Below are 24,575 nucleotides of genomic sequence, written 5' to 3' on the forward strand. Positions count from 1 at the left end.
GTTGATTGCCGGTAAACCTGTCAGCCTTGAACGCGCGGTGCTGAGGACCGCACCGGGGGCGCCATGCACGTCGTGATCCTGGCCGAGTTCGCGGTGGCGAGCGGCGGTGCCGAGAAGGTTGCCCTCGAATCCGCGAGGGGGCTCGCCGAGCTCGGGCTCGACGTCACCTACGTGCAGGGTGTGGCGGGACCGGCCGATCCGCTCCTTGATCACCCGCGCATCCGCCGGCACGAGCTCGGGCTCGCGGACGTCTGGAACTTGCCCGCCCATCGCGCGGCGGCCGCCGGAATCTGGCACGCCATCGCAGCGCGGCGGCTCCGGGGCGTCCTCAGCGGGTTACCATCGATCGACGTCATCCACCTCCATCAATGGACTCGCAGCCTCTCACCGAGTGTCTTTCCGGTGCTGGCTGCCACCGACGCCCCGGTCGTCGTGACGCTGCACGATTACTTCATGGCCTGCCCGAACGGCGTCTATTACCGCTTCGATCGCGCCGAGCCGTGCGAAATGCGCCCGATGTCGGCGGCCTGCATCGCCACGCCTTGCGATGCCAGGAGTGGGCTGCACAAGCTGGTGCGGTTGGGCCGAACCGCGGCGCTCCGGGCAGCTCTCGCGCGGCACAGCCTCGATGTCGTCCACGTCTGCGACGCCAGCCAGGCGCGGATGGGCGACCTCCTCGGTGGCTACGCGCTGACGCACCACCGCCTCGACAATCCCGTGCGTGTCACCAAGGCCACCCCTGCCAACCCGGCGCAGGGCGATGCCGTGGTCTACGTGGGTCGGCTCACCCGGGAAAAGGGAGCGGACCTCGTGGCCGATGCTGCGCAGGCGGCCGGTCTCCCTGCCCTCTTCATCGGCACCGGTCCGCTCGAGGCGGAGCTGCGCGCGCGATCCGGTGTGACGCTCCTCGGCTGGCGCAGCCCGGAGGCCGTAGCCGCGATCCTGCGCGCTCGGGCCAGGGCCCTCGCGGCACCCTCACGCTGGCACGAGACCGGGCCGCTCACGGTCTACGAAGCGCTGGCTGCCGGCGTTCCGGTCATCGCCTCCGCTCGCTCGGGTGCTGCCGAAAAGGTGGTGGACGGGGTCACGGGCTTGGTCGCCGCGCCGGACCTGGCTGCCTTCGCGGGGAGCTTTCGCCAGCTCGCAGACGACGCGCGCGTTGCCGCGATGGGCCGAGCGGCGTACGATCGCTACTGGGCTGTGCCGATGAGCCTGGAAGCCCACGCGCTAGGGCTCAAATCGCTTTACGCAAATCTCGCGACTCGACGTGTGCACTGCAGCGACAACTTGGAGCCGCCGCTCGAAGGGGCGGCCGGCGCCAACCCGATCGACGTGCCGGCACCCCATACATAATACAATCTCTGATGGCCTGAGCACTCGCGGCGACTCGATGCCTCTAGATGTCACTGCTCACAAGTCCGTTCGGTGGCGTCGTGCGAGGCTAGGCTGATTTGACGAGGCCGACAGCGGCGATGTAGGCTAGTCGGAGTCGCTTGACTTGCGCTGATCAGCGTTGACGGCCTGCAAGGCCGCCTCGCTGTCGGCAGGATCTGTCTTGACACTCTTGTTGCAATGCAACATAAATCCGGTCGCCGGTAGCGATCGATTCGGCCGTTGCCGGGCTGAGAGTGAGGAGACGACATGACGACCCAGTCCTTCGAGATCCCGACCGAGATGCGCGATTTCGCCGAGAAGACCGTCGATCAGGCCCGCACCGCCGTCGGCACGCTGATGGGCAACGCCCTAAAGGCCGCCGAGCAGGTCCAGACCTCGAGCCAGACCTTCCAGTCGACCTTTCAGGCCGCGGTCTTCAAGGGCTTCGATCATGCCCAGACCAACGCCAACGCGACCTTCGACTTCGCGCAGAAGCTGGTCCGCACCAAGGATCTGAAGGAAGCCTACGAGCTCCAGGCGGATTTCGTGCGCAGCCAGTTCGCCGTCCTGCAATCGCAGGCGAAGGAGTTCGGCAGCCTCGCGCAGAGCGCCGCGCGCTGAGGGAGCCGCGCGGGCACGGTCCCCTGGTGGCCGGCCCGCGATCGCCCGCCCGCGAGGGTGGGCGTCCCAACGAATGAACTGAGGAGCGAGCGATGGTGAAGCAGCGTACGCCGAGGGGATCCCGCCCCGCCCGCAAGGGTCCGTTCCAGCAGAACGGGACGGTCGCACCGCACGCCACCGCTTCGACCGAGCCGCACGCTTCAGTCTTGGCCGCCGATGAGATGGAGATCGGCATCACCGCTCCGGAGTCGGGGCATGAGACGCTGCACGAGACGCTCCTCGAATCGGTTTCACCGGGCCCGTTGCAGGGGCAAGCTGCCGAGGCGCCGGCGCCCGAGGCGATCGCAGCGTCCGAGGGCGACGTGCAGGACATCTCCGAGCAGGTCCTCGCGTCCCGGCAGGACGACGATACGTCTGCTCCGGCCGTGGCCGAGCCCGAGCTTCATGACGCGCCCCTCGCGGCGGCGGGCGCCACTTCCGAAACGTCGATCCCCGAGCCGGTTCTCGCTGCCGAGGCGCCCGGACAGGGCCTGGACGTACCGGCCCCCATCGCGGCGACAGTCGTTCCGCGGTCCGCGGATCGGCCGCGGCTCCGCCTGCCTCTCTCTCCGGAAGCTCTCGACGTGGGCGGCATCAACGCCACGCTGCTGGCCTTCATGCGCAGCGAGAGTGCTGCCGCCCTCACGCACCTGCAGGCGCTCGCGTCCGCGAAGTCGCCCGCCGACATGATCCGGCTCCAGGTCGGCGAAATCCAGCGGGCGGCCGACGCGTCGCTGACCTGCTGGGTCGACGTTGCCCGACGGGCAAGCCGCATCGTCGAGATGCGCCGCTTCTAAAACATCTCGGAACGCGCGGCTCCGGAGATGACTCTCGCGCGCCGCAATCGGTCGCGATAGAGAGCCCGGATCGATCGCGCGGCAGCTCGGACCCAACGGTGTCCCGCAACGCGGTCCACACCGTCGCCCGGGAGTTCTGCATGCTGCGTTCGCCGTTCCTGCGCGCTGCCTGTCTGATGGCCGCGACCCTCCTCGCCGCTCCGGCGAGCGCGGAGGTTCGCGGTGCCGACAAGGCGGTTCCCCTGTCCAAGGCCGAGGTTCAGCTGTCCTTCGCGCCCGTGGTAAAGCGCGCGGCGCCCTCGGTCGTCAACGTCTACGCATCCCACGTCGACAAGCGCTCGAGTGCGCGCACCAGCGCCATGGACGAGTTCATGCGACGCTTCTTCGGCGAGGACGGCCGCGGCCGCGGGCCCGGCGGCATGCCAGGCGAGCGGGCGCAGAAGTCACTGGGCTCGGGCGTCATCGTCGACGAGAGCGGGCTCGTCATCACGAACAATCACGTGATCGACAACATGAACGAGGTCCGCGTCGCGCTGGCAGACCGGCGCGAGTTCGAGGCCACCATCGTGCTGCGCGACCCGCGCACCGACCTTGCCGTCGTCAAGATCAAGAGCCCCACCGGCGGCCTCATTGCCATGCCGTTCGGCGACTCGGAGGCGCTGGAGGTCGGCGATTTCGTGATGGCGATCGGAAATCCCTTCGGCGTCGGTCAGACCGTCACGCAGGGGATCGTTTCGGCGCTCGCCCGCACGCAGGTCGGTTCGTCGGACTACCAGTTTTTCATCCAGACGGACGCAGCGATCAATCCGGGCAATTCCGGCGGTGCCCTGGTCGACCTCCAGGGCAAGCTCGTTGGAATCAACACCGCGATCTACTCGCAATCGGGCGGCAGCCACGGCATCGGCTTCGCGATCCCCGCCAGCATGGTCAAGGCCGTGGTGGAATCTGCGAAGGGCGGCGCCAGCTCGGTGCGCCGGCCCTGGCTCGGTGCTCGGGTGCAGAGCGTGACGCCAGACATCGCCGAGAGCATGGGCCTCGATCACCCGACCGGCGTGCTTGTGGCGAGCCTCCAGCCCAAGAGCCCGGCAGACGAGGCCGGGCTGAAGCGCGGCGACCTTGTCCTCGCCGTCGACGGGCAGACGGTCGACGATCCCGAGGCCTTCGGATACCGCTTCGCCCTGAAGGGCATCACCGGTCAGACCAAATTCACGGTGCTGCGCGGCACCGGCCGCTCCACCGTCGCGGTGAAGCTCGGCCCGCCTCCCGAGACGCGGCCGCGCGACGTTCTCAAGGTCAAGACCAGGTCTCCCTTCCTCGGGGCGACGCTGATCAACACGTCTCCGGCCGTGGCCGAAGAGATGCAGGTCGATTTCCCGACGGAGGGCGTCGCCGTGCAGGCGGTGGACGACAATTCCATCGCGGCGCGGGCCGGGCTGCAGAAGGGCGACCTCATCGTCGCGATCAACGGCATGACGATCGCCTCGACGAAGGACCTCGAGCGCGTGACGCGCAACACGCTGAACGTGTGGGAAGTCTCGATCAACCGTGGCGGCGAGGTGCTGACGTCGGTCTTCGGGGGCTAGGCGAGCGATCGGCCGCAGCGCGGGTCGGGCCGCCTTGGGGGCATCGTAACCCGGCTCCGAGCTCTGGAGTCCGGCAAGCCTCGGGTGCAGCGGTCATCAGGGAGGCAGCCCGCCCCCGGCCGGGGATCGAAAGACTCGAAGGTCAGCGGAGAGCACAGGCCCCGGCGCGCTGAGTTTCCACGAGTTCCTGCGGTTCCGCCACGGAAAGTCCTCCTATGACCGGGCTCGCCCTCGATCCCACCTTCTTCGAGCTTCTGGCGGCAAGCCATGCGCGCCTCGTCGGCCGGCCGCTCACGCCCGCGGGCTGCGGTGCAGCATGGCTCTACGAGAGCGCGCCCTTTGCGGTCCTCGCCCATGATGGAGGCGCCGACCCGCGCTTCGTCTATGCAAACCGTACGGCTCAGGCTTGCTTCGGCTATGCATGGGGCGAGATCGTGGGGCTGCCGTCCCGCCTCTCGGCCGAAGCACCCGATCGTGCGGCCCGGCAGGCCCTCCTCGACGCCGTGCGGCGGGACGGGTTTGCCACCGGCTACAGCGGCATCCGCGTCACGAAATCGGGTCGGCGGTTCCGGATCTCGGATGGGGTCGTGTGGTGCCTCGTGCGGCCCGACGGGTCGATGGCCGGGCAGGCCGCAACCTTTTCCCGGTGGGACGACGCCTGACCGATCCGCAACCGCCGGGACAGGTCAGCAGCGGACTTGCGGTCTCCCACCGAGCCGGTGTTCATGCGGCGATGTCCGACCTCTTCGCCGCCGGCGGCCTCGCCGAGTCAACGCCGCGTCCCCTCGCTGACCACCTGCGGCCGCGGACGCTCGCGGAGGTCGTCGGCCAGGAGCACCTGACTGGCCCGGAGGGAGCGCTGACCCGGCTGCTGCGCTCGAGGTCCTTCGGCTCTCTGATCTTCTGGGGGCCGCCCGGCACCGGAAAGACCACGGTCGCGCGGCTGCTCGCGAACGAGACCGACCTCCACTTCGAGCAGATCTCGGCGATCTTCTCGGGGGTGCCGGACCTCCGGAAGGTATTCGAGGCGGCCCGCCAACGCCGGGCGACGGGCCAGGGCACGCTGCTCTTCGTGGACGAGATCCACCGCTTCAACCGGGCCCAGCTCGACGCCTTCCTGCCCGTGATGGAGGACGGCACGGTCACCCTGATCGGGGCGACGACCGAGAACCCGTCCTTCGAATTGAATGCCGCGCTCCTGTCCCGCGCCCGCGTGCTGCTCTTCCGCGCGCTCGACGAGGTAGCCGTCGCCAAGCTGCTGGCGCGGGCCGAGGACCTGACCGGAAACCCACTCCCCCTGGAGGAGGAGGCGCGCGGCGTCCTCGTGCGCATGGCGGATGGGGACGGCCGCGCCGCGCTCACCCTCGCCGAGGAGGTCTGGCGCTCGGCCGCGCCGGGGGAGACCATCGGGGCCGAGACGCTTCAGGCCATCATCCAGCGGCGCGCCCCGATCTACGACAAGGCGCAGGAGGGCCATTACAACCTGATCAGCGCGCTGCATAAGACCGTGCGGGGCTCCGACCCCGACGCCGCGCTCTACTATCTCTGCCGGATGCTCGATGGCGGTGAGGATCGCTTGTTCATCGCCCGGCGCCTCGTGCGCATGGCCGTGGAGGATATCGGGCTGGCCGATCCCCAGGCCCTCGTCGTGGCCAATGCCGCCAAGGATGCGTTCGATTTCCTCGGCAGCCCCGAGGGAGAGCTGGCGCTTGCCCAGGCCACGATCTACCTCGCCTGCGCGCCGAAATCGAACGCGGCCTACGTCGCCTACAAGGCCGCGTCCCGGATCGCCAAGGAGAACGGCTCCCTGCCCCCGCCCCGCACCATCCTCAACGCCCCCACGAAGCTGATGCGGCGCATGGGCTACGGCGATGGGTACCGCTACGACCACGACGAGCCGGACGCCTTCTCGGGCCAGGATTACTGGCCGGAGAAGCTCGGCCGCCAGCGCCTCTACGAACCCACGGATCGGGGCCTGGAGAGTCGATACGCCGACCGCCTCGAGCATTGGGAGCGCCTGCGCCGGCAGCGCCGGGGTGAGGCCTAGGGCGCCATCATGCGGCTGCGCACGGGATTCGAGATCGCGGGCATCGCCGCGCAACGCTTCGTCGCCCATGACGGCTGGGCGATCGCGAGCCACATCGCCCTGTCGATCCTGACCTCGCTGTTCCCTTTCCTGATCCTGCTCGCCGCGCTCGCAGGCCTGTTCGGGACCAAGTCGCTGGCCGACGAGGCGGGCGTACTGATCTTCGATGCGTGGCCGCGGGAAGTGGCCAAGCCCATCGTCGGCGAGATGCACCGGGTGCTCACGGAGCAGCGCGGCGGCGTGCTGACGCTCGGCGCGGTGCTGGCGCTCTACTTCTCGTCGTCCGGGGTCGAGAGCCTGCGTGTGGGGCTCAACCGGGCCTATGGCTTGCGCGAGGTTCGGCCCTGGTGGCTGACGCGTCTCGAATCGATCGGTTACGTCGTCTGCGGCGCCTTCGCGATGCTGGCCTTCGCGCTCCTCGTCGTGCTGGGGCCCCTGATCTGGCGCAACATCCTCAACGTCGCGCCCGGCCTCGAACCGTTGAGTCTCACGGTGGCAATCGGGCGGATCGGCATCACGGCGTTCCTGCTCGCCAGCGTCCTGATCATCGCGCACAAGTTCGTCGCGGCCGGCCGGCGCTCCATCCTGTCGGTGTTGCCGGGGGTCGCCGCGACGCTGCTGCTTTGGTTCTTCGCCGGTCTCGGCTTCGGCTATTATCTCGACCGCTTCTCGAACGCCTACGCGTCCACCTACGGGGGCCTCGCGACCGCCATGGTGTTCCTCGTGTTCCTGTACTGGCTCGCGGCGATGTTTCTGTTCGGCGGCGAGGTCAACGGTACGGTGATCGCGGCCCGCCGCCGGCGGCTTCAGGCCCGGATGCAGGCGCGCCGGGAGCGGGCGGCAGTCCTATGACGTAGACGAGCCGGCGCTTTTCCGGAACGGCCCCGGAACCCAATCCTGTGCCGGCTGCTTTCTCTTAAGCTCCATGCGATGTTTCCACCTCGCCCGGCCTGCCTCCGATGGAGGCGGGCCGTTTTGTTGCAAGCCCTGCGCGTCAGGCGGCCATCGCCAGGGGCTCCGCTTCGGCCGCCATGAATTGCGCCCGGGCGAGTTCGGCGAAGCGGCCGCCCTCGGCCACCAGTTCGTCGAACGTGCCGGCCTCGACGATCCGGCCCTCGTGGAACACGAGGATCCGGTCGGCATCGCGGATGGTGGCGAGCCGGTGGGCGATCACGAAGGTGGTACGCCCTTCCATCACCGCTTCGAGCGCGCCCTGCAGCTTCCGCTCGGTGGCGGCATCGAGGGCGCTCGTCGCCTCGTCGAGGATCAGCACCGGCGGGTTCTTGAGGAGCGCGCGGGCGATGGACAGGCGCTGGCGCTCACCCCCCGAAAGCGAGCGGCCGCGCTCGCCGATCACCGTGTCGAGCCCGTCCGGCTGGCGGGCCATGAACTCGCTGGCCTGCGCGCGGGCGAGGGCGTCGAGCATCTCGGCATCCGTCGCATCGGGCCGCCCGACCTGGAGGTTCTCGCGGATCGAGCGGGCGAACAGCATCGGCTCCTGGAACACCACGCCGATGTTGTGGCGCAGCGACGACAGGGCGAGATCGCGCACGTCCGTTCCATCGATGCGGATCGCGCCGGTGCCGGGATCGAAGGTACGGTGCAGGAGCCCCAGCGTCGTGGACTTGCCCGACCCAGTGGTGCCCACGAGCGCGATGGTCTCGCCGGCCTTCGCCGTGAAGCTCACCCCGTCGAGGGCCGGGCGGCGGCCGTCGTAAGAGAAGCCGACCTCCTCGAAGCTGACCTCGCCAGCGAAGCGCTCCACGGCCTTGGCGTTCGGCCGGTCGCGCACGGCCGGCACCGTGTCGAGCACCGCGAAGAACTCGGCCATCTTCGGAGCCTGCTGGAACAGGCCGTTGACGAAGCTGACGACGTGGTCGAGGCGGGCCACCAGCATGGTCGCGAGGCTCATGAAGGCGACGACCTCGCCGACGCTCGTCTGGCCGGCCTGGTAGAGGGCGATGCCGGTGACGAAGATCGCCGTCATGGTGATCGTCGCGGACGCCTTGGTGGCGACCGCGGCGAGCGCCCACCACGAAAGGACCGGGATCTGCGCCCGCAGGAGGTCGCGGATGATGCCGTGCATCGCGTCCTTCTCGGCTTTCGCGCGGGTGAAGGACTGGATCACCGCGACATTGCCGAGCGCGTCCGAGGCGTGGGCGGCGAGCCCCGAGTGGTAGTGCTCGACGGCGCCCTGAAGCGCCTCGGTGCGACGCATCACGAAGGTGGTGAGCGTGGTGAAGACCAGCACCAGCACCACGAGGATCGAGCCGAGCTGCCAGTTCACGAACAGGGTCAGGGGCAGGAGCACGCCGAGCGAGACCAGCGCCGCGAAGTGATCGCGGAAGAAGCCGAGCCACAGCCAGGCCATGCCGTTGGTACCCTCCAGCATCGCCTTGAGCACGCGGCCCGAGTGGTTGGCCGAGTGGAACGCGATCGGCAGGTCGAGGACGTGCTCGAAGAAGTTCGCCATGGTGGCGAGCCGGTTGCGATGGGCGAGCCGGTCGGCGTGGAGCGCGATGGCGACGCCCGCCGCGATCGTGAAGAAGCCGAAGGCGACCCAGGCGCCGATCAGCGGCAGCATGGTGGCGAGCGCCCGCTCGCCGCGGCCGAGATGGGTGAGCTGGTCGATGATGCGACCCATCAGCAGCGGCTCGGCGAAAGCCGCGACCGCGAGCGCGACGTTCGCGCCGGCCAGGCCGACCGCGAGCCGCTTGTCGGGGCCGAGGAGGGCCATGACGCGGGCGTAGAGGCGAATGAGCGACATCCCGAACTCCGTTACCGACCCGGCGCGGCCCGTGTCTCCCGGTGCCTTCGCCCACCCGGGACGAATCCCGGATGCCCCATCCGCCGGAGTCGCGCCCCAAGCCTTTGGTACGTCGCCCTTATACGGTCCGTCGGCTGAACGGCGCATGACGCTGCACTGCGGCAGCAATCGGCTTTCAGGTTCGTTCAGCGCGATTTCCTAACCCTGTGGCGCAGCCATGTCTTGGGCCTCGTGGCCGAGGGTAGCGCTGCGCCATCCCCCAAGCGTCGGACCGTGCCGTGGAGGCACATGATCCATCGCTCAGGTCTCGCCTGGCAGCAGTACTGAGTACAGATTGCGCGCGGAAAACCTCTGCCGCGCCCATCCCCGATCAGGCGGCGGCGCGGGTCACCGCGTCGACCACCTCGTCCACCACTTCGGTGACGAGGCTGCGGTCGTCGCCCTCGGCCATCACCCGGATCACCGGCTCGGTGCCGGAGGGGCGAATGACAAGGCGGCCGGCATTACCGAGGCGCTCGCGGGCCTGCTCGATCGCGGTCACCACCGCCTGCTGGCGCAGCGGCTCGCCGGACCGGTAGCGCACGTTCTTGAGGATCTGCGGGAGCGGGTCGAAGCAGTGGCAGACCTCGCTGACCGGTCGCTCCTGGCGCTTGACGACGCTGAGGAGCTGCAGGGCTGCCACCAGGCCGTCCCCGGTGGTGGCGTAGTCGGACATGATGATGTGTCCGGACTGCTCGCCGCCGAGGTTGTAGCCATGCTCCCGCATGTGCTCCAGCACGTAGCGGTCGCCGACCGCCGTGCGGGCGAGGCTGAGGCCGAGGCCGCCCAGGAAACGTTCCAGGCCGAGGTTCGACATGATGGTCGCCACGAGCCCGGGCTGCGTCAGCCGGTCGTCCTCCTTCCAGGAGCGCGCGACCACGCCCATGAGCTGGTCGCCGTCGACGAGCTGGCCCTTCTCGTCGACGATGAGAACCCGGTCGGCGTCGCCGTCGAGGGCAATGCCGATGTCGGCGCGCAACTCCCGGACCTTGTTGGCAAGCGCGGTGGGCGCCGTCGAGCCGACGTCGCGGTTGATATTGAAGCCATCCGGCTCGACGCCGATAGCGATGACCTCCGCCCCGAGCTCCCACAGGGTCTCGGGGGCGACCCGGTAAGCGGCCCCGTTCGCGCAATCCACGACGACGCGCAAGCCGTCGAGGGTGACTTGGCGCGGCAGCGTCCGCTTGGCGAACTCGATGTAGCGGGCATGCACGCTCTCGATGCGCTTGGCGCGGCCGAGATCGCGCGAGCCGGCGAGCCGCTTGTGCAACTCACCGTCGATCAGCGCCTCGATCTCGCGTTCGACCTCATCGTTGAGCTTGAATCCGTCCGGCCCGAACAGCTTGATGCCGTTGTCCTCGAAGGGGTTGTGCGAGGCCGAGATCATAACGCCGATATCGGCCCGCATGGAGCGGGTCAGCATCGCAACGGCCGGGGTCGGCATCGGGCCCAGCAGCAGCACGTCCATGCCGACCGAGGTGAACCCGGCGACGAGCGCCGTCTCGATCATGTAGCCGGACAGCCGCGTGTCCTTGCCGATCACCACCCGGTGCCGATGGTCGCCGCGCTGGAACACGAGGCCCGCCGCCTGACCAACCTTGAGGGCGAGTTCCGGCGTGATCACGCCATTGGCCCGGCCACGGATGCCGTCGGTCCCGAAGTACTTGCGCAAGGTCCACTCTCCGCCTGCCGGGACCTCGGGCCCACGGGACTGTCAGCCTATCAGATTTCCGGTCCGTCCCGGTTCCGGCCTGCCGGTGTGGTGAATCGCTCGGCGAGAATCACGGTCGAATTGCGGCCGGGAGCCAGCGACCGCGCACGAAAAAGGGCGCCTCGCGGCGCCCTCCTCGTTCCTTCTTGCCAATGGCTCAGGCCTGCGGCTGCGGCTCCAGGCCGCCGTCCTTCTCCCGCGGCCGGCCGCGGCCGGCGGAGGGCACCGAGGAGCCGCGAGCTGGCGTTGGCGGAACGTCGCCGCCGTCCCGGACCGGCGGACGGCCGGCGAGCAGGTTGCGGATCTCCTCGCCCGAGAGGGTCTCGTACTCGAGAAGCCCCTGGGCGAGCGCCTCAAGGTCGTCCTTGTGCTCGGCAAGGATGCGCCGGGCTTCCTCGAGGCCGGCCTCCACGAGGCGGCGCACCTCCGCATCGATCTTCTGGGCGGTGGCCTCCGAGACCGTCTGCTGGCGGCCCATCGACATGCCGAGGAAGACCTCATCGTTGTTGTCGCCGTAGGCGACCGTGCCGAGCTCGGGCGAGAAGCCCCAGCGCGTGACCATCATCTTGGCGAGCCGCGTCGCCTGCTCGATATCGGACTGCGCACCGGACGTGACCTTGTCCGGCCCGAAGGTCATCTCTTCGGCGATGCGGCCGCCCATCATGATCGCGAGGCGCGAGGTCATCTGCTCGAAGCTCATGGACAGCTTGTCGCGCTCGGGCAGCTGCATCACCATGCCGAGGGCCCGGCCGCGGGGGATGATTGTCGCCTTGTGGACGGGGTCGGTCGCCGGGACGTTGAAGGCGACGATGGCGTGGCCGCCCTCGTGGTAGGCCGTGAGGCGCTTCTCGTCCTCGGTCATCACCAGGGTGCGCCGCTCGGCGCCCATCATGACCTTGTCCTTGGCGTCCTCGAACTCGTGCATCGTGACGATGCGCTTGCCGCGCCGCGCCGCGAGCAGGGCCGATTCGTTGACAAGGTTCATCAGGTCCGCGCCCGAGAAGCCGGGGGTGCCACGGGCGATCACCTTCAGGTCGACGTCCGGCGCCAGTGGCACCTTGCGGACGTGGACGCGCAGGATGCGCTCTCGGCCGGTGACGTCCGGGTTCGGCACCATGATCTGACGATCGAAGCGGCCCGGACGCAGGAGCGCCGGATCGAGCACGTCGGGCCGGTTCGTGGCCGCGATGATGATCACGCCCTCGTTGGCTTCGAACCCGTCCATCTCCACGAGGAGCTGGTTGAGGGTCTGCTCGCGCTCGTCGTTGCCGCCACCGAGGCCGGCGCCGCGGTGACGGCCGACCGCGTCGATCTCGTCGATGAAGATGATGCAGGGGGCGTTCTTCTTGGCCTGCTCGAACATGTCGCGGACGCGGCTCGCGCCGACGCCGACGAACATCTCGACGAAGTCCGAGCCGGAGATCGTGAAGAACGGCACGTTCGCCTCACCCGCCACCGCACGGGCGATCAGGGTCTTGCCGGTGCCGGGGGGGCCGACGAGGAGCACGCCGCGCGGGATGCGGCCGCCGAGGCGCTGGAACTTCTGCGGGTCACGCAGGAATTCGACGATCTCCTGCAGATCTTCCTTGGCCTCCTCGACGCCCGCCACGTCGTCGAAGGAGACGCGGCCGTGGGCCTCGTTCAGGAGCTTCGCCTTCGACTTGCCGAAACCCATCGCCCGGCCGGCGCCCGACTGCATCTGACGCGACAGGAAGATCCACGCGCCGATGAAGACGAGGATCGGCAGCCAGCTCACCAGCAGCTGGATGAACCAGGGCGTGTTGTCCGACGGCGGGCGGGCGGTGATCTGCACGCCCTTGCCCTGCAGCTTCGAGACGAGGCCCGGGTCGTTCGGCGCGTAGCTCGTGAAGTTGCCGCCGCCCACGTAGGTGCCGCTGACGTCCTGGCCCGAGATCACCACCGTCTGGATCTTGCCCGCGTCCGCGTCGTTCAGGAGCTGGCTGTAGGCGATCTCGCTCCCGCCGCCGCGGTGACCCGGGTTCTGGAACAGGGTCACGAGCGCGAGGACCAGGAGGAAGATGACGACCCACAAGGCAAAATTGCGAAAGTTCGGGTTCATCGACTAATCCTTGGAGCGTGCGGGCCCCTCGCCCGATGTCGGCGATCCAGCCGCGCACGCCTCGTCAATGTAGGCAGCGCCCCTCCCCTTGCCAAGTAATTCAGGGCCCCCTGCGGCACCCGCTTCGCGGCAGGGTTGATGCGCCGGCCGATCGGACCGCCGGGGCAGCTCCGGGCGCAGGCTCACCAGCCCGTCGGCGCGCACCGCGACGACGAGGCCGCGCAGGGTCCGGCGGAGGGGTCGGCCCTCGCGGAGCGCCGGCAGCAGGCCGGTCAGGACCAAGCGCTCCAGCCGCTCGAGTCGGCGGACCGGCTCGCCGCCAGCGTCACCGAGCGCGAGGTCAACGAGGCGTAACACCACCGCCTCGGGCAGAGCGACGAGAGCCCTCCCGTCGATGTGGAGCGCCGGGCCGGGCCCCACGTGGCGCACGGTGTCGAGGGCGGCGCGAGCCGCCTGCTTCAAGGCCGCTTCGTCCCGGGTGGCGCGTTCCGCGAGTCGGGCGAGGCGGGCAGTCCCGAGCCCTTCGGCTGCGAGGATCGGCATCATCCGCCGGAGACGGGACCGGGCGAAGCGCGGATCGGCGTTCGACGGATCGCGCAGGTAACCGATACCCCGCGCATCGCACCAGGCGACGAGATCGGCCTTCGGAATGCCGAGGAACGGACGGCCGAGGCGCAGGCCGGGCCCGAGGCTTCGCATCGCAGACATGCCGGCGAGGCCTTCGAGCCCGCTCCCGGCGATCAGCCGCATCAGCACGGTTTCGGCCTGATCGTCCCGGGTGTGGGCGGTGAGAATGAGGCGTGCGCCGATCTTCCCGGCGCAGGCGGCGAGCAGGCGGTAGCGGGCAGCTCGGGCCGCGGCCTGCAGGCCGCTGGTCGGGCGCTCCCCTGTCCAGGGCAGGGTGTGGTGCACGAGGCCCAGTCCGGACGCCGCGCGTGCGACGGCCTCGGCCTCCGAGCTGGATTCGGGGCGCAGGCCGTGATCGACGGTAGCGACGTGGTAGGATCCGCCCGCACCGGCGGCCGCCACGTGCATCAGCGCGGTGGAGTCCGGACCACCCGAGACCGCCAGGAGGCAGGGAGCGTCGTGCCCGTGATGGTCGAGCATCGCCGCGAGGGCTGCGGCGATGCGATCGTCCCGCAATCTCACCCGGTCGTCGGGCGTCGCGGGTGACACGCGTCGGATCCGGGTGCGCGCGAGACCGAAAGCCTCACGCCGCGCAGCGGGCGCGCTTCTGCTCGCGGACCACGCCCTGTCGCACGTTCAAGCCGGCCCCGGGGAACTTGCGCTCCAGCTCGGCCAGCGTCGCGCAGGCCTGCTCGCGGGCCCCGAGGGCGTTCAGGGAGGCCCCGAGCTTCAGCATCGCCTCGGGCGCCTGCGACGAGCGGGCGTAGTCAGTCGAGACCTTCAGGAATTGCTCGGCCGCCTCGCGGTTGCGGTTACGCTGCAGGTAGCTCTCGCCGAGCCAGTAGGTCGCGGCTGGCACCTGGGCGTCGCGGGGGTGCGACTGGATGAACTGGCGCAGGCTCATCTCGGCCTGTTCGAACTGGCGTTCGTGCACGAGGGCGACTGCCGCCTCGAAGTCGCTTCGGGCGTCACCGCTGCCGGTCGCCGCGACGCTCGACTGTCGGCTCGGCAACGCGCCGGTCGTCCCGACGCGGGCGGGCGGGCTGAGGTCGACGGGCTCACCGTAGCCGCCCGCGCCCTCCGCCTCCTCGGCCTCGTCGATGGCGCCGCTCGGCATCGGCAGGGCACGCGGCTCGACGGCCGGGGCTGCCGCGACGGCGGGCGGCACCGGGGCCGAGGGCGCCGTGGTGCCGAGCTGCATCGGGGTGCCGGGTGCACCCGGATTCTGGGACGGGTCGAAGGCGTCGCCGCGCTTCTGCGGCTTGCCCGAGCCCGGGTTGCCGCCGTTGACGGCGGGCGGGGGCGCGGCCGCGGGGCGACCGCCCTTGCCCTCCTGGAGGCGGAACTCGACGTCCTCCTGGAACTTGCGCAGCTGCTCCTTGAGCTGCCGGTTCTCGTACTGGAGGGTCTCGATCTGCCCGGCCATCTGGCGCGACTGGTTCTCCAGGCGGCCGAGGCGGACCACGAATTCCGACGCGTCCTGAGCGCCCGCAGGGGCGGCGAGGCCGAGGCTGAGGCAGGTCGCGAGAAGGAGGCGGCGGAGCATGATGTGGGGCACCGGTCGTTGCGGCGATTGTGCGCCGCGGAAGACCGGCGGCGCGCCGCCGTTATCAGATGCGCCGCCTCGCGGCAAAAGTACGGCGCCGGCCCGCAGGCCGGCTCCGCTCAGGAGCCGGCGCCGCGGTCGAGGACGGTGACGGCGCGCCGGTTCTGCGACCAGCAGGAGATGTCGTTGCAAACCGCCACCGGTCGCTCCTTGCCGTAGGAGACCGTGCGCATCCGGCCGGCCGCGATGCCGCGGGACGCCAGGTAGTCGTTCACCGCCTGGGCGCGGCGGGCGCCGAGGGAGAAGTTGTACTCGCGGGTGCCGCGCTCGTCGGCATGGCCTTCGATCAGGAAGGCGTAGCGCGGGTAGCGCTGCAGCCAGGCCGCCTGCTTGTCGAGGGTCGCGGTCGCGGTGGGCGTCAGGTCGGTGGAATCGGACTCGAAGAACACCCGGTCGCCGACATTGACGACGAAGTCCTGCGCGCTGCCCGGGACGCCGGCGCCGCCGGCACCCGCTCCGAAGCCGGAGGCGTCGGCGAGATCCTTGTCGTTGCTGCAGGCGCCGACGCTCAGCGCGGCGCAGAGCGCGGCGCCGATCAGCAGCGGGCGGAAGCGCGCGATGGCAGGCATGGTCTCATTCACTCCTCGAGCGGGGCCGAAGGCCGGCAGCGGGTCTTCGAGGCGGGTCCGCGGGTCGTTGCGTGGCGGTCTTGTACGCCGGACGGGTTAAGCGAAGGTTCCGTCAACCTTGACGCCCGGTGTCGACGACCGTTCGAACAGGGCCGCATCGGCACCGCCGTGCCGCCCCGCACATGGCGTGGCCTCATGGCACCCGGAATGGGGCCGCGGCGCGGCGCGACCGCGCTTCCCGGCGCGACGTTGCAGGACGGCAACGGGTCCGGCCTCGATCCGGTGTGCTCAGGTTCTTTGGATATCGTCGATCGCTGTGACGGCCTCCCGGGCGGCGGTTCGCACGCGAGCGAGGGCCTCGACCGTATCGTTCGCGTCCGAGGCACAGGCCCGTTCGAGCGCTGCGCAGGCCTCCGAAAGCCGCGCGAACCCGAGGGTGCCGCTCGCCGAGACGAGGGCGTGCGCGTCCCGTGAGATGGCCTCGGGCGACGTCACGCCCGCGCCGAGGCGCCGTGCGATCTCCTCGCGCAGGCCGGACAGCAGCCTCAGCAGCCGCGGCCGGCCGAAGGTCTCTTCCAGCTCGGCGAGGGTCTCGGGAACGAACACCGGGTGTTGCGCGTCGGCGGCCCTGGCGGCCCCGTCGTCGTTCATGCCGCCCGGCCCCGTTTCAGGAAATCTTAACCACGCTAGCGTTCACTCGCGGCACGCACAATCGGGCCCATGTCGATGCACGCCGCTCCCTGCGTCCTCATCGTCGAGGACAGCTACCTCCTCCTGGAGATGCTTGCGACCCTCTGCGAGCAGGAGGGCGTGCGGGTCGTCGAGGCGTCCAGCGGCGAAGCGGCGCTGACGCTGCTGCGCCAGCAGGGCGCGGCCATCGACTGGCTGCTCACGGACATCAAGCTCCCGGGCCTCATCGACGGCTGGACGGTGGCGGAAGCCTACCGGCTGATCCATCCCGACCGGCCGGTGATCTATGCCTCGACCGAGGCCGGCCTCGACCGGCGAGAGGTGCCGGGCAGCCTGTTCCTGCGCAAGCCCTTTCAGCTCGCCGCCGTCACGGCGCTGGTGCGGATGATGGCCGAGACGCCCCGCAGGCGGACAACCGTCGCCCGCCGGCAAGCCGTGGCCTGAAGCCGGCGACCGCAGCTCAGCCCTCAGCCACGGGCGAAGATCGCGGCCACCTCCGGCATCGCGAGCCAGACCTCGACGCGCTGGCAGCCGAGCGTCTCGGGCGCCCGCGTCCGGTAGATCGCGAAACTCGCCGCCAGGAAACCCTCGAGGTCGTAGAGGCGCGGGAAGGTGGTGCCCTTCTGCTTGCGCTTGAACAGGTAGGAGCCCGTGAGGCCGTAGGTCTCGGCCACCGGCGGGTAGACCGGCCAGACCACGTCGCGGGCGAGCTCGTCGCCGAGGTAATCCTCGATCTCGACGGGCTCGGGGCTGAAGGACGCTTCCTCCAGCAGGCGCCGAGCGATGTCGCCGATCACGAAGGCCTTGGGGTGGTTCATGACGTGCATGAAGTTGCCCCGCCGCGACCAGCGGATCATCTCCCGCTCCAGCCCGAACCCGATCGCCGCCGCGCTGCCGACGAGGTCCTGGACGGCGTTGCTCCAGATGTCGAGGTAGCCGAGCCGCCGGAACACGTCCTCGCGAAACAGGGCCGCGGTCTCGGTGACGCCGAGGCCGCTCCGGTAGGCGGCGAGCGCGATCGCCGAGTGGTACTGACCCAACGGCGAGGGTACGAGGCGGAGCTGGGCGAGGTCGGCGATCTCGCCCACGTAGACCATGTCGGGGTGATAGGCCGGGAAGACGAGGGTCGGGAACAGCGTCACACGCGGGTCGCGGGCGCGCAGGCCCGCGATGCCGCCGCCGGGCAGCAGACTCTCGGGAAGCACCTGGGAGAAGACGTGGTCGTAGCCGGCGAGCACGCGCGCCAGCCCCTCGACGTTGCCGTGCTCGCGCTTCAGCCAGGCCATCTGGAAGAAGCGGACCGGGCTCGTGGGGGCGAGAAGACGCATCGCCTGCGCGACGCCGCGGGCCTGGCAATTGCCGATCACCGCGATGCTCGGTCCGGTCCTGCCCGCATCCGCGTCGGCGCGGGCGCGCCACGGTGTCGCCCAGGAAAGGCGCGACAAGGAGGGCACCGACACGGTGAGGCCGTTGAGTGCGCGCCGGGACAGGGTAAGCAGGGCCACGTGAGGCGCCGATCCTGAAGCGCCGTTCCGTGCGCCCGCCGGCGTGCGGACCCGCGGCGCGGGTGTCGTGACAAGAGGAACGGGAATGGCTCTGAATCCCTACAGCGGTCTACCGGCCGAGCGATTCTGGCGCAAGGTCGTGACCAACGTCCCACCCTTCGCGGTCGACCCGCGCCCGCAGCACACCTTCGCGATCAGCCGCACCGACAAGGTAGCCACCGGCGGCTCCTGCTTCGCGCAGCGGGTCGCCGACGCCCTGCGGGAGGCGGGCTTCAACTACTACGTAACTGAGACCGCCCCCGCCGGCACCAGCGCCGCTGAGGCGCACGAGCGCCAGTTCGGTACGTTCTCGGCGCGCTACGGCAACCTCTACTACACACGCCAGTTCGTGCAGCTCTTCGATCGCGCCTACGGCCGCTACGTGCCGGAACTGACCGCCTGGACGCGCGAGGACGGCCGCTTCGTCGATCCGTTCCGGCCGACCGTCGAGCCCGCGGGCTTTGCCAGCGAGGCCGAGGTGGTCGCGGCCCGCGACGCGCACCTCGCGGAGGTGCGCCGCCTGTTCGAGACCCTCGACGTGTTCGTGCTGACCCTCGGCCTCACCGAGGGCTGGCGCTGGCGGACGGACGGCGCGGCCCTGCCGCTCGCCCCGGGCGTGGCCGGGGGGGTGTTCGACCCCGACCTCTACGAGTGCGTGAATGCCGGCGCGGCCGAGGTCCTGGGCGACCTGCGCGCCTTCCTCGACCGGCTCTGGAGCGTCAACCCGACCGCGCGGGTGATCTTCACGGTCTCGCCCGTACCGATGATCGCCACCTACATGGACCGGCACGTGATGGAGTCGAACAGCTACTCGAAGTCGGTGCTGCGGGTAGCAGCGGGCGAGGTCTGCGCCGCGGGCGACCCGCGGGCCGTCTACTTCCCGGCCTACGACATCGTGACGAGCAACGTGAATGCCGGCCGCTACTACAACGAGGACCAGCGGACCATCAACGACGCGGGCGTGCGCCACGTGATGCGCTCGTTCCTCGCGACCTTCGCGCAGGACCGCGCCGCCTCGGCGCCGGTGCGGGCGGTGGCCGACCTCTCGGCGGAGTTCGAGGGCACCGCGGGGGTGATCTGCGACGAGGAGCAGATCGAGCGCAGCGTCGCCTGACCCCTATTGCAGGTGGCGGGTGTAGGTCTCGCCCGCCGCCGCCTTGAGCTCAGCACCGGCCTCGCGGCCGAGGCGGTCCGCGTCTGCGACGGCGCCCGTGCGGGACGCGGCCCAGTGGCGGCTCCCGTCCGGCAGGAACAGCAGGCCGTCGAGGCTGAGGGTCTCACCCTCGATCCGCGCGAGCGCCGCGATCGGCGTCCGGCAGGACCCGTCGAGCTCCGCAAGCAGCGCGCGCTCCGCGCCGATCGCTACGGTCGTCCGCGCGCAGGACACGGGCGCAAGAAGCGCCCGGACATCGGCGTCGTCGGCGCGGCACTCGATGCCGAGGGCGCCCTGGGCGACCGCCGGCAGCATCTCCTCCACCGGAATGATGCTGCGCGCCACGTCCTCCATGCCGAGCCGCTGGAGCCCCGCGAGGGCGAGCAGCGTGGCGTCGCATTCCCCCGACTCGAGCTTGCGCATGCGCGTGTTGGCGTTCCCCCGCAGGGGCACGATCCGCAGGTCCGGCCGGCGCATCAGCACCTGTGCGCCGCGCCGCAGGGAGGAGGTTCCGACCCGTGCGCCGGCCGGCAGGTCCGCGAGCCCGTCCGCGTCGCGGGCCAGGAACGCGTCCCGCGGGTCGTCCCGCTCCAGGATGCAGGCGATCACGAGGCCCTCGGGCAGCCAGGTCTCGACGTCCTTCATCGAGTGCACGGCCACGTCGATCTGATCGGCGAAGAGCGCCTGCTCCAGCTCCTTCGTGAACAGGCCCTTGCCGCCGATCTCGGAGAGCGGGCGGTCGAGCACCTTGTCGGCCATCGTCGTGATGACGACGATCTCGGTCTCGAGGCCGGGATTGGCCGCGACGATTCGGTCGCGGACCATGCCGGTCTGGGCGAGCGCCATCGGGCTGCCGCGGGTTCCGATGCGGAGGGGGCGCTGGGTCATGGTGCGGCGCTGGACTCGTCGTGGGCGTCCCTGCCCTCGTAGCCGGGCCCCTCGCGCGTGTCACGAGCGGGGCCGTCACGGACCTGTCACGGCCCCCCGCCTATGCAGGCCCGGCAAGCAACGAGGTCTCCGATGCGCCGTTCCCTGATCGCGGCCGCGCTCGCCGGCGGGCTCGGCCTGCCGGTCCACGCCGCGGAGGCGCCCCACAACGTCGTCCTGTTCATTCCCGACGGTCTGCGCAGCCTCGCCGTGACGCGGGAGCGTGCGCCGGCCCTCGACGCGCTTCAGAGCGAGGGCGTGCGGTTCACCAACAGCCACGCCCTGTTCCCGACCTTCACCATGCCGAATGCCTCGGCCATGGCGACTGGCCATCACATCGGCGACACGGGCACCTACTCGAACACCATCTACACGGGTTTCCCCGTGCCGGGCGCCGGTGATTCGGTGACGCCCTTCCTCGAGTTCGACCACGTGCTCGGCGACGTCGACGCCCATTTCGCGGGCGACTACCTGGACGCCGACACCCTCCTCAAGGCGGCGCGCGCCAAGGGCTACAATACCGCGACCATCGGCAAGCTTGGCCCCACGCTGCTGTTCGACCACACCGAGCGGACGGGCCAACTCAACGTGGCGGTGGACGACCAGACCGGCACGCAGAAGGGCATCCCGCTGGCTTCCTGGCTCGCCGCGGATCTCGCCCGGCTGGGGCTGCCCGTTGCGGCGCCGACCCGGGGCGAGAACGGCAAGCCCGGCGACTTCGCGACCCCCGGCACCCAGGAGGCTAACGTCGCGCAGCAGCGCTACTTCGCTGACGTGCTGACGCGAGGCGTCCTGCCGAAGTTCCGCCGAGACGGAAAACCGTTCCTCGTGGTGTTCTGGTCGCGGGACCCGGACGGCACGCAGCACAACCATGGCGACGGGTTCCTGAAGCTCGAGCCCGGCATCAACGGCCCGACCTCCCAGGCGGCCCTGCGCAACGTGGATGACAACTTGGCGCAGATCCGTGCGGCGCTCACCGCCCTCGGTCTCGCCGAGACGACCGATATCGTGGTGTCGGCCGACCACGGCTTCTCGACGATCTCCAAGGAGAGCACGACGAGCCCCGCCGCCCGGGCCTCCTACAAGACCGTGCCGCCCGGCTTCCTGCCGCCGGGCTTCGTCGCCATCGACCTCGCCGCGGCCCTCGGCCTGCCGCTCGCCGATCCGGACGAAAAGGCGAGGCCGGTGCCAGCCGGCACCCATCCGAAGTTCGGCAACGGCCTGATCGGCGCCGATCCGAGCGCACCCGACCTCGTTGTCGCCGCCAACGGAGGCTCTGACCTCATCTACCTGCCGAAGGGCGAACCCGCTCTCGCCGCGCGCGTCGTGGAGGCCTTATTCGCCCAGGACTACGTGGGCGGCATCTTCGTGGACGACGCCCTTGGGCGAATACCCGGCACGCTGCCGCTCTCGGCCGTGAACCTGAAGGGCTCCGCGCTGACGCCGATGCCCGCGATCGCCGTGAGCTTCCGCAGCTTCACCACGGGCTGCGCCGAGCCCACCCTCTGCGCGGTCGAGGTCGCCGACACCCGCCTCCAGCAGGGCCAGGGCATGCACGGCTCCTTCAGCCGCGCCGACACCGGCAACTTCATGGCCGCCGCCGGACCGAGCTTCCGCAAGGGCTTCCGCGACGAGGCTCCCACCAGCAACGCGGATATCGGCATGACGATCGCGCACCTGATGGGCCTGGCGCCCCAGGGGCGCGGCACCCTGGTCAGCCGCGTCATGAGCGAGGCGTTGCCGGGCGGTGCGATGCCGGAGTGGCGCCGCGGTCGCGAGGTCTCCGAGCCCAGCGCTGGCGGCCTGCGCATGGTGCTCGACTACCAGGCGATCGGCGACACCCGGTACTTCGACGCCGCCGGTATCCCGGGCCGTACGGTGGGACTCGCGGACCCGGACGGCACCCGCTGAACGTTCGGCCGAGGCCCGCGGCGCGGGCTCAGTCCCGCGGCGCCTGCTCGTCGGCGAGGGGTTCGCCCCCAGGCGTGCCGGCAGCCCCTTCCGCGCTCGCCCGCCCCTCGGATGGCCCTCCGGCGGGGGCACCGGCCGGGCGCCGGCTGGCGCCGAGACTCTGGTCGGCGAGGCCCTCCCGCTCGTCCTTGCGGATGGTGGCATCGGTCTGCTTCGGCATGGCTCACTCCTTCTGTGGGGTGAACCCTGCCGCGGCGTGATCGTTCGCGGGCGCCTCAGAATGCTTGCAGGGCGAGCTCGGTGTGCTCGACGCTCGGCGGCGCCGCGAAGAACTCCGAGACCATCGCGCGGTAACGCGTCCACGGCTCGCTACCGGTGAAGTCGACCGTGTGGGCCTCCAGCGTCTCCCACTCGATGAGGAGGCGGTAGCGCTGCGGCTTCTCCACGGAGCGGCGCACCGCGAAGCTGCGGCAGCCCTTCGCGACCCGGAAGATCTCGGCCGCCTCGGCGATCCGCGCTTCGAACTGCGCCTCCGTTCCGGGCTTCAGGTCGATCTGCGCGATTTCGAGGATCATCTCAGGCTCTCGTCACTGGAGGGCGCGGCCGAGCTTGGCCGCGAGAATGCGCTGCGGGCTCTTGGCCGGATCGGCCTGCGCAGCGACGGGCAGGTAGGCGGTCTGCTCCAGCATGTACTGGCCGCCCATGGCCCCGTGCATCACGAGGTCCGAGAAGGTCACCCAGGTCTGGCCCGGCAGGAACTCCACGTCGGCCTGTGGGGCGGAGGCCTGATAGGCCTCGTCCTGCTTCAGCGCGTCGTGCAGGTGGAGCATCAGGTGGTCGTACTCGGAGCGGCGCGCCTTGGTAATGCGCAGGGCCGCCAGCAGGCGGGCGGAGAGCGGCGAGTAGCCCGGCAGGCGGGGCAGGAATTTCTCGGCCATTGCACTGAAATCCTCGCCGACCCGCCAGCGCCGGGGTTGCCCGCTCGGGTTGATGTTGCGGAACACCCGCAGGATGCGCTTCTCGCCGATCGGGTTCGACGGGAAGGCGTCGACGTGGAGGCGGGTGTCGTCGCGCCGCCAGCTGAGCTTGCGCCGGTCGACGTCGAAGGGCCGGTACGAGGTGCCAGCGAGGCTGATCTTGCCGGTGTAGGCCGGGAGATGCCGGTCGATCAGCGCCTGCGCGAAGCGCCGATAGCGGATGAGGAGCTGGCGCAGGGCTTCCTGCTCCTCCGCCGTGCCTGCCGCGCCCTTCAGCGCGGCCGTCTCGCCGCGGATGTTGACGTTCTTGGCCTTGCCGTCCGCGAAGGGGCGCTCGACGAAGCGCTGCTCGAAGTCGGAGAACGGGAACTCGACGTCGGGGAACATCAGCACTGCGCCGCCCTCGAGCGCCTCGACGAGCGCGGGGCCGCCCGGCTGAGCGCCCGCGGCGGGGACGGTGAGGATCGGGCTGATCATGGGGGGCGGCCTCCGGTGCGCTCGCGGTGTAGCCGAGGGCGGGCAGCGCTGCCAAGGAGCCTGCGTTTTCCGGTGGATGACCGGGCGAGCCCGTTGTCAGCACGGCTTTCCCGCCCCACCCTCCCCTGTCGGGCGACCAGCGGGACGGTGCCGCCCTGGCGGGAGACGACCCATGGCGACCCTGAAGGAATTCGAGGAGGCCCTGCGCGAGCACGGCATGCACATGGCCCTCGCGCTGCTGGAGCGCCTGCGCGAGCGCGACCGCGCCACCCGCACCGTGAAGCCCGCCCGCCGCCTCACCGGGCAGAAGATGACCCCCGAGCTCGCCCGGGCGATCCTCGACCTGCATGCCTCCACCGGCATGACCCAGCAGGAGATCGCCTTCAAGGTCGGCGTCAACCAGGGCCGGGTGAACGAGGTCATCAAGCGCGGCAAGTGGCTGACCGACGACCCCCACGCGCCGGAGGCCGTCGCGCGGGACAAGGCGCTCGCCCGGATGCGGGGCGACCCGAAGCCGCGCCGGACGAAGTCGGCTCCCCGCAAGGACAAAACCGCGCCGCCGGCCCGGCGCGCGCCTCAGGGCCAGCTCGCCTTCGGGGACCTGTAGGGCGGGTCCGGCCGTTCCCCGTGGGCAATCCCGCCTCGGACGGATCCCGCCATGCGCCGCGCGCTCCTCGCCACGACTCTCTCTCTACCGTTCCTGCTGGTGGCGACCGCCGCCATGGCGCAGCGCCCCTCGACGACGGCGATGAGTTGCGGGCAGGCTCGGAGCGCTGTCATGCGCGCCGGCGCCGTGGTGCTCGGCACCGGCGGGCAGACCTACGACCGCTTCGTGCGCGACCGCAATTTCTGCGAGGCGACCGAGATCGCCCGCACGGCCTTCGCGCCGACCCGGGACAACCTGCGCTGCTTCGTCGGCTACACCTGCTACGAGCCGAGCCGGAACGACTGGTTCGGGGATTACTGAGCGCGCACGAAAACGCCCCGGCCATCGGCC

General features: G+C 70.4%; 24 protein-coding genes. 12 read left to right on the forward strand and 12 right to left on the reverse strand.

The annotated features are described in order from the left end of the window. The first annotated feature begins 63 nt into the window (after nt 1-63). The 7 genes from ACLBXP_RS03875 to ACLBXP_RS03905 all read left to right on the forward strand — a co-directional run bounded on the left by ACLBXP_RS03875 (nt 64) and on the right by ACLBXP_RS03905 (nt 7,352). Entirely contained in the window at nt 64-1,353 is a 1,290-nt protein-coding gene (locus ACLBXP_RS03875) for a glycosyltransferase family 4 protein (protein ID WP_447666257.1), read from the forward strand. Between the two features lie 288 nt (nt 1,354-1,641). After that, on the forward strand, nt 1,642-1,995 hold the full coding sequence (locus ACLBXP_RS03880) for a phasin (protein WP_447666258.1): 354 nt from the start codon (nt 1,642-1,644) through the stop codon (nt 1,993-1,995). Between the two features lie 92 nt (nt 1,996-2,087). Beyond that, entirely contained in the window at nt 2,088-2,831 is a 744-nt protein-coding gene (locus ACLBXP_RS03885; protein ID WP_447666259.1) for a hypothetical protein, read from the forward strand. 140 nt (nt 2,832-2,971) lie between these two features. Further along, the gene (locus ACLBXP_RS03890) at nt 2,972-4,414 is read left to right on the forward strand and encodes a Do family serine endopeptidase (protein WP_447666260.1); all 1,443 of its coding nucleotides are present in this window, start codon (nt 2,972-2,974) and stop codon (nt 4,412-4,414) included. A gap of 215 nt (nt 4,415-4,629) precedes the next feature. Further along, nucleotides 4,630-5,076 (forward strand): MEKHLA domain-containing protein, encoded by a 447-nt coding sequence (locus tag ACLBXP_RS03895; protein ID WP_447666261.1) that lies wholly within the window; start codon nt 4,630-4,632, stop codon nt 5,074-5,076. Nucleotides 5,077-5,147: 71 nt separating this feature from the next. Continuing rightward, nucleotides 5,148-6,461, forward strand: coding sequence for a replication-associated recombination protein A (locus ACLBXP_RS03900; protein ID WP_447666262.1), 1,314 nt, complete (start codon nt 5,148-5,150; stop codon nt 6,459-6,461). Between the two features lie 9 nt (nt 6,462-6,470). Continuing rightward, nucleotides 6,471-7,352, forward strand: a complete 882-nt coding sequence (locus tag ACLBXP_RS03905) for a YihY/virulence factor BrkB family protein (RefSeq protein WP_447666263.1) — start codon at nt 6,471-6,473, stop codon at nt 7,350-7,352. Between the two features lie 142 nt (nt 7,353-7,494). On the opposite strand, the gene ACLBXP_RS03910 is transcribed toward ACLBXP_RS03905, so the two are convergent. From ACLBXP_RS03910 to ACLBXP_RS03940, 7 genes are all read right to left on the reverse strand, one after another. Beyond that, nucleotides 7,495-9,267, reverse strand: a complete 1,773-nt coding sequence (locus tag ACLBXP_RS03910) for a glucan ABC transporter ATP-binding protein/ permease (protein WP_447666264.1) — start codon at nt 9,265-9,267, stop codon at nt 7,495-7,497. Between the two features lie 370 nt (nt 9,268-9,637). Continuing rightward, nucleotides 9,638-10,978, reverse strand: coding sequence for a phosphoglucosamine mutase (gene glmM / locus ACLBXP_RS03915; RefSeq protein ID WP_447666265.1), 1,341 nt, complete (start codon nt 10,976-10,978; stop codon nt 9,638-9,640). A 196-nt stretch (nt 10,979-11,174) separates the two neighbouring features. Further along, entirely contained in the window at nt 11,175-13,097 is a 1,923-nt protein-coding gene (gene ftsH / locus ACLBXP_RS03920; protein WP_447666266.1) for an ATP-dependent zinc metalloprotease FtsH, read from the reverse strand. A gap of 3 nt (nt 13,098-13,100) precedes the next feature. Next, entirely contained in the window at nt 13,101-14,204 is a 1,104-nt protein-coding gene (gene tilS, locus ACLBXP_RS03925) for a tRNA lysidine(34) synthetase TilS (protein WP_447666709.1), read from the reverse strand. A gap of 103 nt (nt 14,205-14,307) precedes the next feature. Then, nucleotides 14,308-15,270: a tol-pal system protein YbgF gene (gene ybgF, locus ACLBXP_RS03930; protein WP_447666267.1), complete on the reverse strand. Its 963-nt coding sequence runs from the start codon at nt 15,268-15,270 to the stop codon at nt 14,308-14,310. Between the two features lie 119 nt (nt 15,271-15,389). Then, nucleotides 15,390-15,899, reverse strand: coding sequence for a peptidoglycan-associated lipoprotein Pal (gene pal / locus ACLBXP_RS03935; RefSeq protein WP_447666268.1), 510 nt, complete (start codon nt 15,897-15,899; stop codon nt 15,390-15,392). A 288-nt stretch (nt 15,900-16,187) separates the two neighbouring features. Continuing rightward, complete coding sequence (locus ACLBXP_RS03940) at nt 16,188-16,550, reverse strand: Hpt domain-containing protein (RefSeq protein ID WP_447666269.1); 363 nt, start codon at nt 16,548-16,550, stop codon at nt 16,188-16,190. A 75-nt stretch (nt 16,551-16,625) separates the two neighbouring features. Here ACLBXP_RS03940 and ACLBXP_RS03945 point away from each other — a divergent pair, with 75 nt between their 5' ends. After that, complete coding sequence (locus tag ACLBXP_RS03945) at nt 16,626-17,033, forward strand: response regulator (RefSeq protein WP_447666710.1); 408 nt, start codon at nt 16,626-16,628, stop codon at nt 17,031-17,033. 23 nt (nt 17,034-17,056) lie between these two features. Here the strand turns inward: ACLBXP_RS03945 and ACLBXP_RS03950 are convergent, their stop codons facing one another. After that, nucleotides 17,057-18,094, reverse strand: coding sequence for a WcbI family polysaccharide biosynthesis putative acetyltransferase (locus tag ACLBXP_RS03950; protein WP_447666270.1), 1,038 nt, complete (start codon nt 18,092-18,094; stop codon nt 17,057-17,059). Nucleotides 18,095-18,179: 85 nt separating this feature from the next. Between ACLBXP_RS03950 and ACLBXP_RS03955 the strand changes: the two genes are divergently transcribed. Then, entirely contained in the window at nt 18,180-19,247 is a 1,068-nt protein-coding gene (locus ACLBXP_RS03955; RefSeq protein WP_447666271.1) for a GSCFA domain-containing protein, read from the forward strand. A gap of 3 nt (nt 19,248-19,250) precedes the next feature. Here ACLBXP_RS03955 and hemC read toward each other — a convergent pair whose 3' ends face one another. Then, entirely contained in the window at nt 19,251-20,174 is a 924-nt protein-coding gene (gene hemC, locus ACLBXP_RS03960; protein WP_447666272.1) for a hydroxymethylbilane synthase, read from the reverse strand. A gap of 132 nt (nt 20,175-20,306) precedes the next feature. Here hemC and ACLBXP_RS03965 point away from each other — a divergent pair, with 132 nt between their 5' ends. Beyond that, nucleotides 20,307-22,124 (forward strand): alkaline phosphatase family protein, encoded by a 1,818-nt coding sequence (locus ACLBXP_RS03965; RefSeq protein ID WP_447666273.1) that lies wholly within the window; start codon nt 20,307-20,309, stop codon nt 22,122-22,124. Between the two features lie 28 nt (nt 22,125-22,152). Here ACLBXP_RS03965 and ACLBXP_RS03970 read toward each other — a convergent pair whose 3' ends face one another. Genes ACLBXP_RS03970 through ACLBXP_RS03980 form a run of 3 tightly spaced genes read right to left on the reverse strand, consistent with a single transcriptional unit; the run spans nt 22,153 to nt 23,578 of the window. Beyond that, nucleotides 22,153-22,344, reverse strand: coding sequence for a hypothetical protein (locus tag ACLBXP_RS03970; RefSeq protein WP_447666274.1), 192 nt, complete (start codon nt 22,342-22,344; stop codon nt 22,153-22,155). Nucleotides 22,345-22,399: 55 nt separating this feature from the next. Beyond that, the gene (locus tag ACLBXP_RS03975) at nt 22,400-22,699 is read right to left on the reverse strand and encodes an antibiotic biosynthesis monooxygenase family protein (protein ID WP_447666275.1); all 300 of its coding nucleotides are present in this window, start codon (nt 22,697-22,699) and stop codon (nt 22,400-22,402) included. A gap of 12 nt (nt 22,700-22,711) precedes the next feature. Beyond that, nucleotides 22,712-23,578, reverse strand: coding sequence for a Kdo hydroxylase family protein (locus ACLBXP_RS03980; RefSeq protein ID WP_447666276.1), 867 nt, complete (start codon nt 23,576-23,578; stop codon nt 22,712-22,714). Between the two features lie 172 nt (nt 23,579-23,750). On the opposite strand from ACLBXP_RS03980, the gene ACLBXP_RS03985 reads away from it, so the two are divergent. Next, nucleotides 23,751-24,185, forward strand: coding sequence for an RNA polymerase subunit sigma-70 (locus ACLBXP_RS03985; RefSeq protein ID WP_447666277.1), 435 nt, complete (start codon nt 23,751-23,753; stop codon nt 24,183-24,185). A gap of 51 nt (nt 24,186-24,236) precedes the next feature. Continuing rightward, complete coding sequence (locus tag ACLBXP_RS03990; protein WP_447666278.1) at nt 24,237-24,545, forward strand: hypothetical protein; 309 nt, start codon at nt 24,237-24,239, stop codon at nt 24,543-24,545. The last annotated feature ends 30 nt before the right edge of the window (nt 24,546-24,575 follow it).

The organism is Methylobacterium sp. A54F, from assembly GCF_053346035.1.

Coding starts and splice junctions, on each gene's coding strand:
- ftsH (WP_447666266.1), bottom strand. CDS start 13,097: ATGAACCCGAACTTTCGCAATTTTGCCTTGTGGGTCGTCATCTTCCTC.
- ACLBXP_RS03970 (WP_447666274.1), bottom strand. CDS start 22,344: ATGCCGAAGCAGACCGATGCCACCATCCGCAAGGACGAGCGGGAGGGC.
- ACLBXP_RS03955 (WP_447666271.1), top strand. CDS start 18,180: ATGGCTCTGAATCCCTACAGCGGTCTACCGGCCGAGCGATTCTGGCGC.
- tilS (WP_447666709.1), bottom strand. CDS start 14,204: ATGCTCGACCATCACGGGCACGACGCTCCCTGCCTCCTGGCGGTCTCG.
- ACLBXP_RS03900 (WP_447666262.1), top strand. CDS start 5,148: ATGTCCGACCTCTTCGCCGCCGGCGGCCTCGCCGAGTCAACGCCGCGT.
- ACLBXP_RS03880 (WP_447666258.1), top strand. CDS start 1,642: ATGACGACCCAGTCCTTCGAGATCCCGACCGAGATGCGCGATTTCGCC.
- ACLBXP_RS03965 (WP_447666273.1), top strand. CDS start 20,307: ATGCGCCGTTCCCTGATCGCGGCCGCGCTCGCCGGCGGGCTCGGCCTG.
- ACLBXP_RS03895 (WP_447666261.1), top strand. CDS start 4,630: ATGACCGGGCTCGCCCTCGATCCCACCTTCTTCGAGCTTCTGGCGGCA.
- ACLBXP_RS03985 (WP_447666277.1), top strand. CDS start 23,751: ATGGCGACCCTGAAGGAATTCGAGGAGGCCCTGCGCGAGCACGGCATG.
- ACLBXP_RS03980 (WP_447666276.1), bottom strand. CDS start 23,578: ATGATCAGCCCGATCCTCACCGTCCCCGCCGCGGGCGCTCAGCCGGGC.
- ACLBXP_RS03885 (WP_447666259.1), top strand. CDS start 2,088: ATGGTGAAGCAGCGTACGCCGAGGGGATCCCGCCCCGCCCGCAAGGGT.
- ACLBXP_RS03990 (WP_447666278.1), top strand. CDS start 24,237: ATGCGCCGCGCGCTCCTCGCCACGACTCTCTCTCTACCGTTCCTGCTG.
- ACLBXP_RS03940 (WP_447666269.1), bottom strand. CDS start 16,550: ATGAACGACGACGGGGCCGCCAGGGCCGCCGACGCGCAACACCCGGTG.
- ACLBXP_RS03910 (WP_447666264.1), bottom strand. CDS start 9,267: ATGTCGCTCATTCGCCTCTACGCCCGCGTCATGGCCCTCCTCGGCCCC.
- ACLBXP_RS03875 (WP_447666257.1), top strand. CDS start 64: ATGCACGTCGTGATCCTGGCCGAGTTCGCGGTGGCGAGCGGCGGTGCC.
- ACLBXP_RS03905 (WP_447666263.1), top strand. CDS start 6,471: ATGCGGCTGCGCACGGGATTCGAGATCGCGGGCATCGCCGCGCAACGC.
- pal (WP_447666268.1), bottom strand. CDS start 15,899: ATGCCTGCCATCGCGCGCTTCCGCCCGCTGCTGATCGGCGCCGCGCTC.
- ybgF (WP_447666267.1), bottom strand. CDS start 15,270: ATGCTCCGCCGCCTCCTTCTCGCGACCTGCCTCAGCCTCGGCCTCGCC.
- hemC (WP_447666272.1), bottom strand. CDS start 20,174: ATGACCCAGCGCCCCCTCCGCATCGGAACCCGCGGCAGCCCGATGGCG.
- ACLBXP_RS03890 (WP_447666260.1), top strand. CDS start 2,972: ATGCTGCGTTCGCCGTTCCTGCGCGCTGCCTGTCTGATGGCCGCGACC.
- ACLBXP_RS03945 (WP_447666710.1), top strand. CDS start 16,626: ATGCACGCCGCTCCCTGCGTCCTCATCGTCGAGGACAGCTACCTCCTC.
- ACLBXP_RS03975 (WP_447666275.1), bottom strand. CDS start 22,699: ATGATCCTCGAAATCGCGCAGATCGACCTGAAGCCCGGAACGGAGGCG.